This is a genomic window from Streptomyces sp. NRRL B-1347, assembly GCF_000720325.1.
In the GTDB taxonomy this organism is placed as follows: domain Bacteria; phylum Actinomycetota; class Actinomycetes; order Streptomycetales; family Streptomycetaceae; genus Streptomyces.
Window position 1 is genome coordinate 93,249 of the sequence record NZ_JOJM01000002.1, and the last position, 14,899, is coordinate 108,147.

Sequence of the window (14,899 nt, forward strand, 5' to 3'; positions counted from 1 at the left end):
AGGGGGTGGGCGTGATGGGCGGCTGGGTACCGGACGCGCTCGGCCCGTTCCGCGGGCCGCGGCGCGAGGAGGGCCTGCCCGGACAGGTGCGCGCCTTCCTGCGGCGGCGCCCGGGGTCCGCGCTCCTCGAGCTGTACGGCCCTCAGCCGCTGCGCACGTCGGCGTTCGCGGCCCGGCTCGCCCGGTTCTCCCGGGACGCGGCGTCACGGTGGCGGTCCGACCCCGTGTGGCTGGCGGTGGGCCCGACGGACGCGGCGGCGCCGGACCGGCTGCTGCTGCGGCTGCTGGAACAGACGTTGAAGGAGGAGCCGCCCGTCAGCGGTTCGCTGTACGACGTTCCGCTGGTGCTTTCCCGCCTGCGGACGGCCGAGCCCGAGCGGCTGACCGACGAGCTGCCCGGTCTCTTCCGCGCGCGCCTCGCGCGGAAGAGGCTGACGGTGGTGCTCGACGGCGTGCCCGACGGGGAGCCGGGCGCCGACCTGCTGCGGCTCGCCGAACGACTCGTCCAGGACACCGAATCACACGTCGTCGCCGTCTCGCACCAACCGCACGCCGGGCTCGGGGAGTCCTGGGCCCGCTGTGAGGTGGCGGCCGCCGAGCCCGAAGCGCCGGACAGGCCGGTCGGCCGCTCCACGAGCGTCCTGTTGTCCGCCCTCAGGCGCTGGGAAGGCGAAGAGTTCGACGCGTCGGTGACCGGCGCGCTCGTACCGCCGCTCTCGGACCGGCGACGCCACGAGGAGCTTCGGGAGCTGACCTCCCACGGATGGATCCAGCAGACGCGGCCCGGCTGGTACCGGCGAACCGGCTCCCGGACCGCGCCCGGCACGTCGGGCCTGGACCGGCCCCTGGCCCAGGCCGTGCTCGCGGACACGGTGGACCCGCTCCCGGGAGCCGACGCGTACACCGACCTGTTGGTACGGCTGCTGCGCCGGGGCGCACCTGAGGGCGCGGCACTCCTCGAACGCCTGGAGCCCCGACTGATCACCCAACAGGGGCTGTTCCAGTTCCACAGGGCCAAGCAGACCCTGTGGCGCGCGACCGGTGGCTGGAAGCCCCTGCGCGTCACGGCTGCCGTCGCCGTCCGGGAGACGGGGCGGCCCCGGCAGGCCATGGAGGCCCTGGAGCGGCTCGGCGGACCGCGCGCCGGCCGGGAAATCGCCGTCACCCTGCGCTACTTGGGCGAGCTGCCCTTCGCCGTGGGGGCACTCGACGCCCTTGAGGCGTCGAGTCCGGGCCCCCGCACCGCTCCGGACGGCTGGGTCCTGCACACGCGGGCCGCCATCCAGTGCGACCAGGGCCGCCTCAAGGGCACGGAGCGGCTCCTGCGCCGGGCCGTGGAGGCCCACCAGGTGCACGGGGACGTGCGCGGCGAGGCCTGGGCCGTGCACCACTACGGCCGACTGCGGCTCCTGCGCGGTGACGTGGAGGAGGCCCGCAAGGTCCTGGAGGACGCCCGGAACAGGTTCACCGGCCTCGGCGACCTCCAGGGCGAGGCCTGGACCGGGACCGAGCTGGGCAGGGCGGCCCTCTTACGGGGGGACGCCGAGGAGGCCGTCGAGATCCTCACAGAGGCCAGGGGGCAGCACGTCACGAACGGGGACGTGCGGGGCGAGTCCTGGACGGCTCTGTACCTGGGCGTGGCGCACGCGGTCTCGGGCCGCCTCGAGGAAGCCGTGCCGACGCTCGATCAGGCACGCCGCGGCTTCTCCGACGCAGGCGACGTGCTGGGGCGGGCGTGGGCCGACCACTGTCTCGGGACCCTGCCCGCCTACGTCAGCGAGGACCGGGCGGCCGCGGAGGCGGAACTGGACGCGGCGCTCAGGAGGTTCCGCCAGGTCGAGTGCCCCCACGGGGTGGCGTGGACGCTCCTGGAACAGGCCGCCCCCTGGCGGCACGAAGGACACGTCGCCTACGGGCCCCTCGACCAGGCACTGCGGATCTTCGAGACCATCGACGACCCCTCCGGGGTGCGCTGGAGCGGCGGCTGGGCGCCGGGCCGCGCCGTGGGCTCCGTCCCCCTCACCGCCCGCCTCACCATCCCCGACCCCGGCACGGAGTTCGACCACGCCGCCCTGTCCCCCGCCACACACGCGTGCGTCCGCCTCCGTCTCCTCGACGACCGCTCCACCGCGGGCACGGCGTCCCGGATCGCGCTGCGGATCCAGCCGGGCCCCGAGCACCCGTGGTCGGACCGGGCCGCCGCGCTCCCCTGGCTCACCGTCCGCGTCACGCCGCTCACCGGCGCCGACGTCGAGCCCGCGCACGCGGTGACGCTGCGGCCCTCGCCCCGCGAGGCGGACGCCGCCGAGTTCCTGTTCACGCCCCGCCGCGCGGGCCGGCACCGGCTGCTGTTCACCGTCGAGCACCTGGCGACGGCGACCGTGCTCCAGGAGGTCGAGACGTACATCGACGTCGTCGAGGGCGACGGCGAAGGCCCCCGCTCCGGCCACGCGCCCGAAGCCCTGCGGAGGTCCTGAGTCCCCATGGCCCACGACCTCCCCGCCCGCGTCGTCCAGGACCCCAGCCGCGGCTACACCCGGCTGCCCCGGAACGTCATCCGCCGCCCCGACCTCGTCGTCGGCTTCGACGGACGGCGCGCGGACGAACCCATGCGCGCCTGGATGTACGGACCCGCCGTGCCGTCGCTCAGCGGCTCCGAGCACACGGTGACGCTGCGGGCGCGGCCCGGCGAGGTACGGGCCGTGGCGGCGCGCCTCCGGCAGGTGTGGAAGGACGAGTTCGTGGCCCTGCGGCCGGTGGACGCGGACGGGCTGCCGCGCGGCGCGCCCTTCCCGTACGCCAGCCGCGTCGACCTCACCGGCGAGGACGGGGCCGAGCTGCGCGCCGCCGTGGACCGGCTCGCTCGGTACGGGGCGCAGCTGCTGTTCGACGTGCTCCTCGGCGGCGAGGACGAGGCCCTGAAGCTGTTCCGCGGCTTCCTCGCGGACGCGCTGGGCCACGAGGAGCCGCTGCGCGTCCGCTTCCACTCCGACCTGTTCCTGCCGTGGCCCATGCTGTGCCTGCCCGCCACCGCCTCCGGGGAGCCGGAGAGCCCCTCCCTGGCGGGCGTGTTCGGCCGGTTCCTCGGCTACCGGCACCAGATCGAGCAGACCGGCGGCGACGCCTACGCACGCGTGGCCGACGACCGCGACCCGCCGCCCCGCGCGGCCCCCGCCGTGAGCCTCAACCACGACACCGCCGTGGACGCGGCGGGCCTGACCAGGGCCGCCGACGTCGCGGCCGCCCTGGCCGCGGGCGGCGACCTGGTGGAGCGCACCACCCGGGGCGAGCTGGAGCGCGCCCTGGGCGACCGGCTCCTGGACGAGCAGCTGATGTACTTCTGGTGCCACGGCCACTTCACCGCGCCCGGCGACGAGGCCCCGTACCTCGTCCTGAAGCTGACCGACCAGCTCGCCATCGACGGCTACACGCTGCGCGCCCACCGCCCGCCCCCGCACGCCTGCGTGCCCTTCCGCCCCTTCGTACTGCTCAACGCCTGCTACGCGGGCCTGCCGGGCAACGCCGACCTCGCCTACCTCGGCCGGGCCCTGTTCGACGCGGGCGCGTGCGGGGTGCTCGGGCCGCAGATCGAGATGCCGCAGCGGTTCGCCGCCGAGTACGCGCTCGCGTTCGTCACCCGCTATCTGACCGGCGAGGAGACCGCGGGCGCGATCGCCCATGCCCTGACCCGGTACTTCGCCGACACCTGGCACAACCCGCTGGGACTCGCGTACGCGCTGCACAGCGGCATGGACAGCAGGCTGGAGCGGACCGCGTGACGGCGGCAGGGGACGGGGACGTGGACGGTGACGGCCCGGGCGAGGCGGCCGCCGTCGTCGACCTCGACGAGCGCGGCTGGCCGCTGCGGGCCACGCGCGACGGGCCGCGGCCCGTGCCGCCGGCCGGCCTCCTCGACCACTTCGCGGCCCGGCTCACCCCGCCGCCGTGGGCGACGGACGTCGTCGTGTACGTGCACGGGTGGCAGACGTCGCCCACGTCGTCCCGGCAGGCCGTGGCCGAGCTCCTGTGCCTGGTGGAGCGACAGCTGGCGCGGCGGCCGGGCCTTTACCCACGCCTAGGCGGGGCGGCGGACGCGCGGCCCGGCGCGGCGGCCGACGCCCGGCCCGGCGGGGCGGCGGGCCGGGGCTTCGCGCCCTGGCCGGTGCTGATCCGCTGGCCCTCCCGCTCGCTGCCCTCGCTCGGCGGCTACCGCCGCATCCGGGACCGCGCGCACGCCATGAGCGCGGAAGGGCACGCGGCCCACGTCATCGGGCAGCTGCTCGGCTATCTGGACGCCCGGCGCGGGGACCCGCGCCACGCGCCGGTCCTGGCCGGCCGGGGCGGCCAGTACCTGCACCTCGTCGGGCACTCCTTCGGCTGCCGCCTGCTGTGCGAGGCGGTGCAGTGGGCGGCCGCGCCACCGGGCGGCACGCTCGGCTGGAGCACGCCCGCGCCGCCGGGGCGGCCGTTCACCGTGGACTCGATGCTGCTGTTCCAGATGGCCGCGCCGCGCGACGCCTTCGCCACGACGTTCACGGAACTCGCCGGGGCGCCGCTGCGCGGCCCGGTCGTGGCGACGTACGCGCAGGGCGACCGGGCCACCGGCTTCTGGCACCTGCGGGCCGAGAAGCGGACGGGCATCGGGCACGCGGGCATCGGCACGGCGCCCGCGCCCGTCTCCGGCATCCGGATGCGGGGCACGGGCGAGGCCTATCCGCACGCCGCCCTCGACCACCGGTTCGTCAGCGTCGACGCGAGCCACGTGTTCGTGCGCGGGCGCGGCCCGGCGGGCGCGCACTCCGACCATCTGCGGCCGGAGTCCGCGCACCTGCTGCTGTCACTGGCGGACCACTCGCGCTGAGCCCGCCGGCCGGCCGGGCGGGGTCAGCCCCGCTTGGCCTTGGCCTCGCCGGCGTCGACCGGCTCGCCGGAACCGGCACCCGCGTCGGCGGCCGAGTCCGGGGACTCCTTGAAGTCGACCTTGCTCATGTGCCGGTTCATCGACTTCATCAGCCGCCACACGGCAAGGGCCATCACCGCGAAGACGATGAAACCGAGGACACCGGGGGTCACCTTGTTCTCGTCCACCTCCTTGGCGAGGGGGACGAGATGCGTCATTGCCAGGCTTGCGCTCATTTAGGCATTGTCGCGGATGCCCGCGAAGAGGTCGTCCTCGGGGAGGGAGGTATCGACGAGGGACTTCGCCAGCTCGTACTCCTCGGTGGGCCAGACCTCCTTCTGGACGTCCATCGGAACCCGGAACCAGCCGCCGTCGGGGTCGATCTGCGTGGCGTGCGCGATCAGCGCCTTGTCGCGGATCTCATAGAACTCCGCGCACGGCACGTGCGTGGTGAGCGTGCGCTCGACCCGCTCGAACTCGTCCCAGCGCTTGAGCCACTCGCCGTACGGGGACTCCAGGCCGCGGTCCAGCATCGCCTGGTGCAGGGCCTCGGTGCGGGGGCGGTTGAAGCCCTGGTTGTAGTAGAGCTTCTGCGGCTGGAAGGCCGGGCCGAACTCGCCCTCCGGGTATTTCTCGGCGTCCGCCGCGCCCTCGAAGGCCACCATCGAGATCTTGTGGGTCATGATGTGGTCCGGGTGCGGATACCCGCCGTTCTCGTCGTACGTGGTGATGACCTGCGGCCGGAACGAGCGGATCTGCTTCACCAGCTCGCCCGCCGCCTTGTCCACGTCCTCCAGGGCGAAGCAGCCCTCCGGCAGCGGTGGCAGCGGGTCGCCCTCGGGCAGGCCCGAGTCCACGAAGCCCAGCCACTCCTGCTTGACGCCGAGGATCTCGCGGGCCTCGTCCATCTCCTTCTTGCGGACCTCGTGGATGTGCTCCTGGATGTACGTGTCGCCCTGGAGCTTGGGGTTGAGGATGTCGCCGCGCTCCCCGCCCGTGCACGTCACCACGAGCACGTCCACCCCTTCGGACACGTACTTCGCCATGGTGGCCGCGCCCTTGCTCGACTCGTCGTCGGGGTGGGCGTGAACGGCCATCAGTCGCAGCTGCTCAGTCAAGACTCGATCCTCGGTGAATTGGGCGCCCTCGGTCATCCACTGCAATGGGCGGCTTCTATAGTGACGGAATCGGGGGGTGGAAAATTCCGGCACCCCTGTCCAGTGTCCAGTGGAGGACGAGCATGACCGCGGTCAGCGGCCGTGACACCAGCGGCACCGCCCCCCGGCCCCCGGAGGGCCGCTACGGCTCCGCCCTCACCGCCGACCAGCGCGCCGACCGCAAGCTCAAGGTCGTGGGCGCCGTCCTCGGCGTCCTGACGCTCGCCGTCGTCGGCTGGTTCGGCTACGACTCCGTCGCGGGCTCGAAGATCAACGCCGAGATCATCAAGTGGGACGCCGTCTCGGACAAGGCCGTCGAAGTCCACCTGGAAGTGCGCAAGGACGCGGACGCCAACGGCTACTGCACGCTGCGCGCGCAGGCCGAGGACGGCGGCGAGGTGGGCCGCGGGGACTTCCGCTTCGACCAGGACAGCGGCCGCATCGACAAGACGGTCACCCTCCGCACCACGGAACGCGCCACGGCCCCGTCCGTGGTCTCCTGCCACACGGACTGACCCGGGCGCTCGCTCTTCCCGCCGCTCACGATGCCGCTGGGCCGGGCCGCCAAGGCAGCACGGACGGGCGGGTGCGAAAAGAACGCGGTGGCCTGGGCTAACGCAGTTCTGATGGCGTATGTCCTCCCCCTACGGCACCGAAATTGTTAGGCTCGTGGTTTCGCCCACCCATAAGGGAACATCCTTCTGGGTAGGGCGTTGCTTTGTATTCCAGCACCTACGAGGAGCACCTGTGACCCAGACCAGCGAGAACGTCACCTGGCTGACCCAGGAGGCGTACGACAAGCTCAAGGAAGAGCTTGAGCACCTGTCTGGTCCCGCGCGCACCGAGATCGCAGCCAAGATCGCGGCGGCGCGCGAGGAGGGCGACCTGCGCGAGAACGGCGGGTACCACGCGGCCAAGGAGGAGCAGGGCAAGCAGGAGCTCCGCGTCCGCCAGCTGACGCAGCTCCTGGAGCACGCCAAGGTCGGCGAGGCGCCCGCCGAGTCCGGCGTCGTCGCCCCCGGCATGGTGGTCACGATCGCCTTCGACGGCGACGAGGACGACACCGTGACCTTCCTCCTCGCCTCGCGGGAGTACGCGAGCGACGACATCGAGACGTACTCGCCGCAGTCCCCGCTCGGCTCCGGCGTGAGCGGCAAGAAGATCGGCGAGGACGCCCAGTACGAGCTGCCGAACGGCAAGCTCGCCTCGGTCAAGATCCTGGAGGCCAAGCCCTACCAGGGCTGAGCCCGCCCCGACGCCCTGGAAGCCCCCGGCACGCGCCTCGCGCCGGGGGCTTCGCGCTGTGTGCGGACCGGGGCGTCAGGACGTCGCCGTGCGGTACTTGCGGACCGCGAGCGTACGGAAGATCAGGATGATCAGCACGGACCACAGCACCGATGCCAGCACCGGGTGCTGCATGGGCCAGGCCTCCGGCACGGGATAGCCCGCCGGGAGGTTCCCGAAGAGTTCGCGGCAGGCCTGGACAGTCGCGCTGAACGGGTTCCACTCGGCAATGTGCCGCAAGAACGTCGGCATGTTCTCTGCCGGAACGAACGCGTTCGAGATGAACGTCAGAGGGAACAGCCAGATCAGGCCGCCGGACGTGGCCGCCTCCGGGGTGCGGACCGACAGGCCGATCAGGGCGCCGATCCAGGTGAAGGCGTACCCCGTCAGAAGCAGCAGGCCGAAGGCGGCGAGCGCCTTGGGGAAGCCCTCGTGGATCCGCCAGCCGACGAGGACGGCGACCACGGCGAGGACGAGCAGGGTCAGGGCGGTCTGCACCAGGTCCGCGATGGTGCGGCCGGTGAGCACGGCACCGCGCGCCATGGGCAGCGAGCGGAACCGGTCGATCAGCCCCTTGTGCATGTCCTCGGCGATGCCCGCGCCCGCTCCGGCGGTGGCGAAGGTGACGGTCTGGGCGAAGATGCCCGCCATCAGGAACTCGCGGTACCCGGCGGGGCTCAGGCCCGCGCCCGGGACGTTGATCGATCCGCCGAAGACGTAGCTGAACAGGACGACGAACATCACCGGCTGGATCAGGCCGAACAGAATGATCTCGGGGATCCGGCTCATGCGGATCAGGTTCCGCTTGGCGACGACGAGGGAGTCGCGGACGGAGGCGCTCACGCCGCCCGCGGGCCTGGCGGCGGGTGCGGTGTCGCTGAGGGCGCTCACTTGTCGGCCTCCTTCTTGCGCTTGTCCTTGGCGCCGGCCCTGGACTTCCCGGGGGCGGCGTCCGTGCCGTTCTCCGCTTCGGCCTCGGCGATGTGGCCGGTCAGGGAGATGAAGACGTCGTCGAGGGTGGGGCGGCGCAGGCCGATGTCGTCGATCTCGATGCCGCGGGCGTCGAGGTCGCGGATGACCTCGGCGAGCAGCTTGGCGCCGCCGGTGACGGGCACGGTCAGCTTGCGGGTGTGCTGGTCGACGGTGGTCTCGCCCTTGCCGAAGCCGGTGAGGACGTCGCTGGCGACGGCGATGTGCTCGCGCTCGTGCACGACGACCTCGACGCGCTCACCGCCGGTCTGGGCCTTGAGCTGGTCGGCGGTGCCGCGGGCGATGACCCGGCCGTGGTCGATGACGCAGATGTCGTGCGCGAGGTGGTCGGCCTCTTCCAGATACTGCGTGGTCAGGAGCAGGGTCGTGCCGCCCGCGACGAGCTCCTGGATGACTTCCCACAGGGCCTGGCGGTTGCGCGGGTCGAGGCCGGTCGTCGGCTCGTCCATGAACATCACCGGCGGCGAGACGACGAGCGCCGCGGCGAGGTCGAGGCGGCGGCGCATGCCGCCCGAGTACGTCTTGGAGGGGCGGTCGGCGGCGTCGCTCAGATTGAAGCGCTCGAGCAGTTCGCCCGCCCGGGCCTTGGCCTGCTTGGTCGGCATCTGATAGAGCTGGCCGACCATCTGGAGATTCTCACGGCCCGTCAAGTACTCGTCGACGGCGGCGAATTGACCGGAGAGTCCGATCGAGCGCCGCACCTCGTTCGGATGCTTCAGTACGTCGATTCCGGCGACGACCGCTCTGCCGCTGTCGGGGGTCAGCAGGGTGGTGAGACAGCGGACCGCTGTCGTCTTTCCCGCGCCGTTCGGCCCGAGGAGGCCGAGCACGGTGCCTTCCGGGACATCCAGATCGACGCCGTCCAGAGCCTTTACGTCGCCGAAGGTCTTGACCAGGCCTTCGGCATAGATGGCGCCTGGCATAGGGGTCTCCCATAGTTTGGGTCGGTACCTAGCGAAAAGCCTAGATTCGCCGGACCTCGCTCGCCCGGCGGCCAGTGGAGTGGGTCACACCCTAACGCGATACATCGCGTCTCCTCAACCGGTTCTGGGCAAGCCTGTGGAAAACCCCGGCACCCGGCCGGGGCGGCGATCAGTTCGCGGTCCTCAGTCCAGGACCGTGTAGCCCGCGTCCCGCAGCACCGCGCCCACCTCTGCGCAGTGTTCCGGCCCCTTCGTCTCCAGGTGCAGCTCCACCTCGACCTCGGTGAGGCCGAGCCGGGGATCGGTGCGGACGTGGCTCACGTCGAGGACGTTGGCGTCCACCACGGACAGCGCGCCGAGCAGCGAGGCCAGCGCCCCGGGGCGGTCCGGCAGGCGCAGCCGCAGCGACAGGTAGCGGCCCGCGGCCGCCATGCCGTGGCGCAGGATGCGCTGCATCAGGAGCGGGTCCACGTTGCCGCCGGACAGCAGGGCGACGACGGGCCCCTGGAAGGCGTGCGGGTCGCTCAGGAGCGCCGCGACCGTGCTGGCGCCCGCCGGTTCGACGACCATCTTGGCCCGCTCCAGGCACAGCAGCAGGGCGCTGGAGAGGGCGTCCTCGGAGACGGTGACGATGTCGTCGACGAGCTCCTCGACGAGCTGGAACGGCACGTCGCCGGGGCGGCCCACCTTGATGCCGTCCGCCATCGTGATCGGGTTGCGGATGGACACCGGCCGGCCCGCGGCGAGCGAGGGCGGGTACGCGGCGGCCCCCGCCGCCTGCACGCCGACGAGCCGTACGTCGGGGCGCAGCGCCTTGACGGCCACGGCGATGCCCGCGGCGAGCCCGCCGCCGCCCACGCCGATGAGCAGCGTGCGCAGTTCGGGGCACTGCTCCAGGACCTCCAGGCCGACGGTGCCCTGTCCGGCGACGATGTCCGGGTGGTCGAAGGGGTGGATGAAGACGGCACCGGTGGCGTCCGCGTACTCCTGCGCGGCGGCCAGCGTCTCGTCGACGACCTGGCCCTCCATGCGCACCTCCGCGCCGTAGTCGCGGGTCGCCGCGACCTTCGGCAGCGGGGCGCCGACCGGCATGAACACCGTCGAGCGCACCCCGAGCAGCGAGGAGGCGAGCGCCACGCCCTGGGCGTGGTTGCCCGCGCTGGCCGCGACGACGCCCGCCGCGCGCTCCTCGGGCAGCAGTCCGGCGATGCGCACATAGGCGCCGCGCAGCTTGAAGGAGCCGGTCCGCTGGAGGTTCTCGCACTTCAGGTGGACGGGGGCGCCGACGAGCCCGGACAGGTACCTGCTGCCTTCCATGGGCGTGACCCGTGCGACGCCGCCCAGCATTTTCTGGGCGCCGCGCACGTCGTCCAAGGTCACGGCGGGCAAGGAGCGTCTCGTGCGGTAGCTCATGACTGCAGTCTCGCAGTTCACGCCAGTCTCCTCCCGGCCTGCCCACGCCGCGAGACGGGTTTGCGCAGCGCCGGTACGGGTAGCGCCCGGACCCCGTACCCTGTCCCCCAACCCACCACCCTTCCCATGAAGTGAGCCCACGGCCATGCCCACAACTCCGGACATGACGACCGCCAGCGATCCCGGCCTCCTCGACACGCTCCAGCACCAGGTAGCGGTGTTCGCGCGGCGTGCCGAGCAGACCCGTCTGGGCGGCGTCGGACAGGTCCGCAACTCCATGGACCGAGCCGCGTACCTCCTGCTCAACCGTCTCGACAAGGAAGGCCCGATGGGCGTCAAGGCGCTCGCGGCGAGCATGGGCATCGACTCCTCGACGGTGACCCGCCAGGTCGCGCCGCTCGTCGACACCGGCCTGGTCAAGCGCACCTCGCACCCCGAGGACGGGCGGGCGGTCGTGCTGCAGCTGTCGCCGCGCGGCCAGTCGCGCCTGGACGAGGTGCGGTCCTCGCGCCGTGAGCTCATGGCCGAGCTCACGCAGGACTGGACGCCCGAGGAGCGCTCAGGCTTCACCGCGCTGCTCACCCGCTTCAACACCGCGCTCTCCGCGCGGCAGAGCTCCCAGGCGGTGCCCGACGCGGTGACGCCGGCCGACTCCTGAGCCCGGGGCCGCGGTTCGCCGACTGCCGCGGCCCCGGCCCTCGTACGGGAGTGCGCGGACGAGCGCGCGCGGGACAGCGCTCGCCCGGCACCGCCCGTACGAGGGCGTGGCTCATGACGACACGTTCCACCTCCAGCTGCCCGGGCGCGCGGTTCCGCTCGTGCCGGGCTCTTGACCTGGGCGCCGTGCCTGGCCTCAGATGAAACCGGTCCCTCTATGCCCATCGGCGGGAGGTACGGTGCGAGAGCGGCAGGCCGCCCAACAGGCTCGTCGCGCCCGGGAGTTCAAGGCTTTCGTCGCGGGCGCGGCAGGGCGTCTCCTGCATGCCGCCACGCTGCTCACCGGCGAACCGCCGGACGCCAACCCCCGCGCGCGGACGCTGCTCACCCGCGCTCTCGCCGCGACGTACGCCTCCTGGGACCGCATGCGCGGCGAGGATCCCTACGACCGCACCCGTACGCACGTGGCCGTGCACTACGCGCGCGGTGCCTGGTGGCGCTACCGCGGCCAGGGAGGGCTGCTCACCCGGCTGTCGCCCCTGGAGCGGCTCGTTGTCGTACTGCGCCTCTACGAAGGCGTCGCCGAGGAGCAGACCGCGGCGCTCCTCGGGCTGCCGCCGGAGCGCGTGCGCGCCGTGTGCGCCCGCGCCGTGGCGACGGTCCTGCACCCGCCGCGGGGGCCCGCTCCCGCGGTACCGCCCGCCCTGGGGGAGGCGACCTGGTCATGAGCCAGCAGGAGCGCCGCGAAGCGGCCGTACGCCAGCTCCTGGACGCGGGGGCGCCCGCTTCCGTGCCGCCGGACCTGCACGCGGACGCGGTGCGGCGCGGCTCGCGCGCGCTCAGGCGCCGCACGGCCGGGCGGCGCCTGCTGTGGCTGCTGCTGCTCGCGGCCGCCGTGGCGTTCTCTGTGTGGGCCGCGACGGCGCAGCCGTGGGTGGAGCCGCCGTCGCGGACGACGCCGCCGCTCACGCGCTGGTAGCCCGCGAGCGGCGGCACGGCGTGTCCGGCCGACCGGACTAGCCCAGGGCCTGCTTGAGGTCCGCCAGGAGGTCGTCGACCGCCTCGATGCCCACCGACAGGCGCACCAGGTCGGCGGGGACCTCCAGGGCCGAGCCCGCCACGGAGGCGTGCGTCATGCGGCCGGGGTGCTCGATGAGGGACTCCACGCCGCCCAGGGACTCGCCGAGCGTGAACAGACGGGCCCGGTTGCAGACCTCCACGGCCGCTTCCTCGCCGCCCTCGACCTGGAACGACACCATGCCGCCGAAGGCCTTCATCTGCTTGGCGGCGATCTCGTGGCCGGGGTGCGAGTCCAGGCCCGGGTAGAAGACGTTGGTCACGCGCGCGTGGCTGGTCAGCATCTCCGCGACGCGGGTCGCGTTCTCGCTGTGCCGGTCCATGCGGACGGCGAGCGTCTTGACGCCGCGCAGCACCAGCCAGGAGTCGAAGGGCCCGGCGACCGCGCCCATCGCGTTCTGGTGGTAGGCGAGCTCCTCGCCCAAGGCGTCGTCGTTGACGATCAGGGCGCCGCCCACGACGTCCGAGTGGCCGCCCATGTACTTGGTCATCGAGTGGACGACGACGTCGGCGCCGAGGGCGAGCGGCTGCTGGAGGTAGGGGCTGGCGAAGGTGTTGTCCACGACCAGGCGGGCGCCCGCCTCGTGGGCGATCTGCGCGACCGCGGCGATGTCCGTGATGCCGAGCAGCGGGTTGGACGGGGTCTCGACCCAGACGGCCTTCGTCTTGGGCGTGAGGGCCGCTCGTACGGACGCGGGGTCCGAGGTGTCCGCGACGGACCACTCCACGCCCCACCGGGCGACGACCTTCGCGAAGAGGCGGAACGTACCGCCGTACGCGTCGTTGGGGATGACCACGTGGTCACCGGGGGCGAGCAGCGTACGCAGCAGGCAGTCCTCGGCGGCGAGGCCGGAGGCGAAGGCGAGGCCGCGGCGGCCGTTCTCCAGGGCCGCGAGGTTCTCCTCGAGCGCGGTGCGGGTGGGGTTGGCGCTGCGGCTGTACTCGTAGCCGCCGCGCAGTCCGCCGACTCCGTCCTGCTTGTACGTGGACACCTGGTAGATGGGCGGGACGACCGCGCCGGTCAGCGGGTCGGCGGTGTTGCCCGCGTGGATGGCTACGGTTTCGAAGCTCTGGCTGCTGTGCGAGTCACTCATGCGGCCTGAGCGTAGTGCGGGACGGCGGCGGGGGCCGTGCGGGGAGGTCACCACGAGCGGTTTGGCCTGCGCGGACGGTCAGGTTGGCCAATTGTCACAGGCGTCTGGTTCGCTTGAGTCATGGAGATTCTCTGGGTCCTGATGGCAGTGGTCATGATCGGGGCGGTCCTCGGGCCGATCCTGCTGCGCAGGCGCGCCGGGATCCGCCAGGTGCACCCGGGCGCCCCGGACGCGGCCGACCCGGCGAACTACGGCTTCGCGCGCCAGGAGGACCTGGACATCCGCATGCCGGGCCCGGACGCCGACCTGGTCGAGGTGCTCGACCTGGTGCAGCGCACCCAGGACTGGCGCGGCGCGTCCCAGCTGCTCGCCGGGACGGACGTGCACGGGGAGCAGCGCTGGCAGCGCGTGCAGGCCTTCGCGGGCGCCGCGTCCCTGGAGCTGCGGCAGCGGCCCGGCGGGGTCAGCGACACCCCGGGCGGCCAGTGGCTGCGGGTGTGGCGCGCGGAGGCCGAGAAGGACGCGGGCGGCGCTGCGGTGCAGGCGGAGTTCCTGGTGCAGCAGGCCTGGCGCACGTCGACGCCGGGGACGGACGAGTTCCGGATCATCCTGGAGGAGGCCAGGGCGGCCTGCGGCCAGGCGGCGCTGCTCTCCCCCGGCGACCCGGTTCCGTACGTCATCGAGCTGTCCATCGCCCGCGGACTCGGCTACGAGCGCGCGGAGTTCGAGCAGCTGTGGCTGAAGATCCTGGACCGCGCGCCCGCGCACATGGGCGCGCATCTGGCGGCGCTGCACTACTGGTGCGAGAAGTGGCACGGCACGCGCGAGGAGGCCTTCTCCTTCGCCGAGGCCGCGGCGGCCCGCGCCCCCCGCGGCTCGCTGCTCTCCGCGCTCCCCCTCTTCGCGGTGTACGAGCACCTCCCCGAGGTCAACATGGTGCGGGGTTTCTACCAGAGCGAGGTCGTGACCAAGGCCGTCGAGGGCGCCCAGTTCGCGGTGCACTCGGCCCGTCCGGACGACCCGATGCTGGCCCACGTCCGCCATCTCCTGGTCTTCTTCCTGGTCCGCGGCGAGCGCTGGGGCGAGGCGATGGACCAGCTGGTGCGCGTCGACGGCCACGTGGGGGCGCTGCCCTGGACGCTCTCGGGGGACCCCGCGGCGGACTACGCGGTCTACCGGGCCCTCGCTGTCGCGGGCTATGAGGCAAACGGCGGCAGCCCCGCGACGCTGCCGCGCTGATCGCTTCGCTGGGAGTGCCGTGGAGAGCCGTGGAGAGCCGTCGATCGTCTGCTAGCCCGTCGTGGCTGGTCGCGCAGTTCCCCGCGCCCCTTCGGGGGCGCTGCCGTACCGGTCCAGGAATTCCCCGGCGCCACCAGACGTTGACCTCCATGCCGACACCTGCTC

General features: G+C 73.0%; 15 protein-coding genes. 9 read left to right on the plus strand and 6 right to left on the minus strand.

Going from position 1 to position 14,899, the window contains the following annotated elements:
* Nucleotides 1-14: 14 nt before the first annotated feature.
* The 3 genes from IG74_RS0101920 to IG74_RS0101930 are packed head-to-tail and all read left to right on the plus strand — an operon-like array spanning nt 15 to nt 4,861.
* The gene (locus tag IG74_RS0101920; protein ID WP_158857376.1) at nt 15-2,477 is read left to right on the plus strand and encodes a tetratricopeptide repeat protein; all 2,463 of its coding nucleotides are present in this window, start codon (nt 15-17) and stop codon (nt 2,475-2,477) included.
* 6 nt (nt 2,478-2,483) lie between these two features.
* Nucleotides 2,484-3,779: a CHAT domain-containing protein gene (locus IG74_RS0101925; protein WP_051854443.1), complete on the plus strand. Its 1,296-nt coding sequence runs from the start codon at nt 2,484-2,486 to the stop codon at nt 3,777-3,779.
* A complete protein-coding gene (locus tag IG74_RS0101930; RefSeq protein WP_078868502.1) occupies nt 3,776-4,861 on the plus strand; it encodes a hypothetical protein in 1,086 nt (361 codons plus the stop codon). The genes IG74_RS0101925 and IG74_RS0101930 overlap by 4 nt, the downstream gene beginning before the upstream one ends.
* 23 nt (nt 4,862-4,884) lie before the next feature.
* On the opposite strand, the gene IG74_RS0101935 is transcribed toward IG74_RS0101930, so the two are convergent.
* Both IG74_RS0101935 and mca read right to left on the minus strand, forming a co-directional pair.
* On the minus strand, nt 4,885-5,136 hold the full coding sequence (locus IG74_RS0101935) for a hypothetical protein (protein WP_030668441.1): 252 nt from the start codon (nt 5,134-5,136) through the stop codon (nt 4,885-4,887).
* Complete coding sequence (mca, locus tag IG74_RS0101940; RefSeq protein WP_078868504.1) at nt 5,137-6,018, minus strand: mycothiol conjugate amidase Mca; 882 nt, start codon at nt 6,016-6,018, stop codon at nt 5,137-5,139. It lies immediately after the preceding gene.
* A 122-nt stretch (nt 6,019-6,140) separates the two neighbouring features.
* Here mca and IG74_RS0101945 point away from each other — a divergent pair, with 122 nt between their 5' ends.
* A complete protein-coding gene (locus tag IG74_RS0101945; RefSeq protein ID WP_030668446.1) occupies nt 6,141-6,572 on the plus strand; it encodes a DUF4307 domain-containing protein in 432 nt (143 codons plus the stop codon).
* Between the two features lie 232 nt (nt 6,573-6,804).
* Entirely contained in the window at nt 6,805-7,302 is a 498-nt protein-coding gene (gene greA, locus IG74_RS0101950) for a transcription elongation factor GreA (RefSeq protein ID WP_030668449.1), read from the plus strand.
* A gap of 75 nt (nt 7,303-7,377) precedes the next feature.
* On the opposite strand, the gene IG74_RS0101955 is transcribed toward greA, so the two are convergent.
* The 3 genes from IG74_RS0101955 to ilvA form a co-directional block, all read right to left on the minus strand.
* Nucleotides 7,378-8,232 (minus strand): ABC transporter permease, encoded by an 855-nt coding sequence (locus IG74_RS0101955; protein ID WP_030668452.1) that lies wholly within the window; start codon nt 8,230-8,232, stop codon nt 7,378-7,380.
* A complete protein-coding gene (locus tag IG74_RS0101960) occupies nt 8,229-9,254 on the minus strand; it encodes a daunorubicin resistance protein DrrA family ABC transporter ATP-binding protein (protein ID WP_030668455.1) in 1,026 nt (341 codons plus the stop codon). Before IG74_RS0101960 ends, IG74_RS0101955 begins: the two co-directional genes overlap by 4 nt.
* A gap of 183 nt (nt 9,255-9,437) precedes the next feature.
* The gene (ilvA, locus tag IG74_RS0101965; protein WP_030668460.1) at nt 9,438-10,667 is read right to left on the minus strand and encodes a threonine ammonia-lyase; all 1,230 of its coding nucleotides are present in this window, start codon (nt 10,665-10,667) and stop codon (nt 9,438-9,440) included.
* A gap of 145 nt (nt 10,668-10,812) precedes the next feature.
* Between ilvA and IG74_RS0101970 the strand changes: the two genes are divergently transcribed.
* From IG74_RS0101970 to IG74_RS53125, 3 genes are all read left to right on the plus strand, one after another.
* Nucleotides 10,813-11,325: a MarR family winged helix-turn-helix transcriptional regulator gene (locus IG74_RS0101970; protein ID WP_030668462.1), complete on the plus strand. Its 513-nt coding sequence runs from the start codon at nt 10,813-10,815 to the stop codon at nt 11,323-11,325.
* Nucleotides 11,326-11,563: 238 nt separating this feature from the next.
* The gene (locus IG74_RS53120) at nt 11,564-12,052 is read left to right on the plus strand and encodes a sigma factor-like helix-turn-helix DNA-binding protein (RefSeq protein WP_030668465.1); all 489 of its coding nucleotides are present in this window, start codon (nt 11,564-11,566) and stop codon (nt 12,050-12,052) included.
* Entirely contained in the window at nt 12,049-12,303 is a 255-nt protein-coding gene (locus IG74_RS53125) for a hypothetical protein (protein WP_030668468.1), read from the plus strand. The genes IG74_RS53120 and IG74_RS53125 overlap by 4 nt, the downstream gene beginning before the upstream one ends.
* A gap of 37 nt (nt 12,304-12,340) precedes the next feature.
* On the opposite strand, the gene IG74_RS0101985 is transcribed toward IG74_RS53125, so the two are convergent.
* The gene (locus IG74_RS0101985; RefSeq protein WP_030668471.1) at nt 12,341-13,495 is read right to left on the minus strand and encodes a cystathionine gamma-synthase; all 1,155 of its coding nucleotides are present in this window, start codon (nt 13,493-13,495) and stop codon (nt 12,341-12,343) included.
* A gap of 120 nt (nt 13,496-13,615) precedes the next feature.
* Here IG74_RS0101985 and IG74_RS0101990 point away from each other — a divergent pair, with 120 nt between their 5' ends.
* The gene (locus IG74_RS0101990) at nt 13,616-14,734 is read left to right on the plus strand and encodes a hypothetical protein (protein WP_030668473.1); all 1,119 of its coding nucleotides are present in this window, start codon (nt 13,616-13,618) and stop codon (nt 14,732-14,734) included.
* Nucleotides 14,735-14,899 lie beyond the last annotated feature (165 nt).

Bases quoted from the DNA above. Each gene is read 5' to 3' on its own strand.
- IG74_RS0101990 (WP_030668473.1), top strand. From the start codon at position 13,616: ATGGAGATTCTCTGGGTCCTGATGGCAGTGGTCATGATCGGGGCGGTC.
- IG74_RS0101920 (WP_158857376.1), top strand. From the start codon at position 15: ATGGGCGGCTGGGTACCGGACGCGCTCGGCCCGTTCCGCGGGCCGCGG.
- ilvA (WP_030668460.1), bottom strand. From the start codon at position 10,667: ATGAGCTACCGCACGAGACGCTCCTTGCCCGCCGTGACCTTGGACGAC.
- IG74_RS0101925 (WP_051854443.1), top strand. From the start codon at position 2,484: ATGGCCCACGACCTCCCCGCCCGCGTCGTCCAGGACCCCAGCCGCGGC.
- IG74_RS0101985 (WP_030668471.1), bottom strand. From the start codon at position 13,495: ATGAGTGACTCGCACAGCAGCCAGAGCTTCGAAACCGTAGCCATCCAC.
- IG74_RS53125 (WP_030668468.1), top strand. From the start codon at position 12,049: ATGAGCCAGCAGGAGCGCCGCGAAGCGGCCGTACGCCAGCTCCTGGAC.
- IG74_RS0101935 (WP_030668441.1), bottom strand. From the start codon at position 5,136: ATGAGCGCAAGCCTGGCAATGACGCATCTCGTCCCCCTCGCCAAGGAG.
- IG74_RS0101945 (WP_030668446.1), top strand. From the start codon at position 6,141: ATGACCGCGGTCAGCGGCCGTGACACCAGCGGCACCGCCCCCCGGCCC.
- IG74_RS0101960 (WP_030668455.1), bottom strand. From the start codon at position 9,254: ATGCCAGGCGCCATCTATGCCGAAGGCCTGGTCAAGACCTTCGGCGAC.
- IG74_RS0101970 (WP_030668462.1), top strand. From the start codon at position 10,813: ATGCCCACAACTCCGGACATGACGACCGCCAGCGATCCCGGCCTCCTC.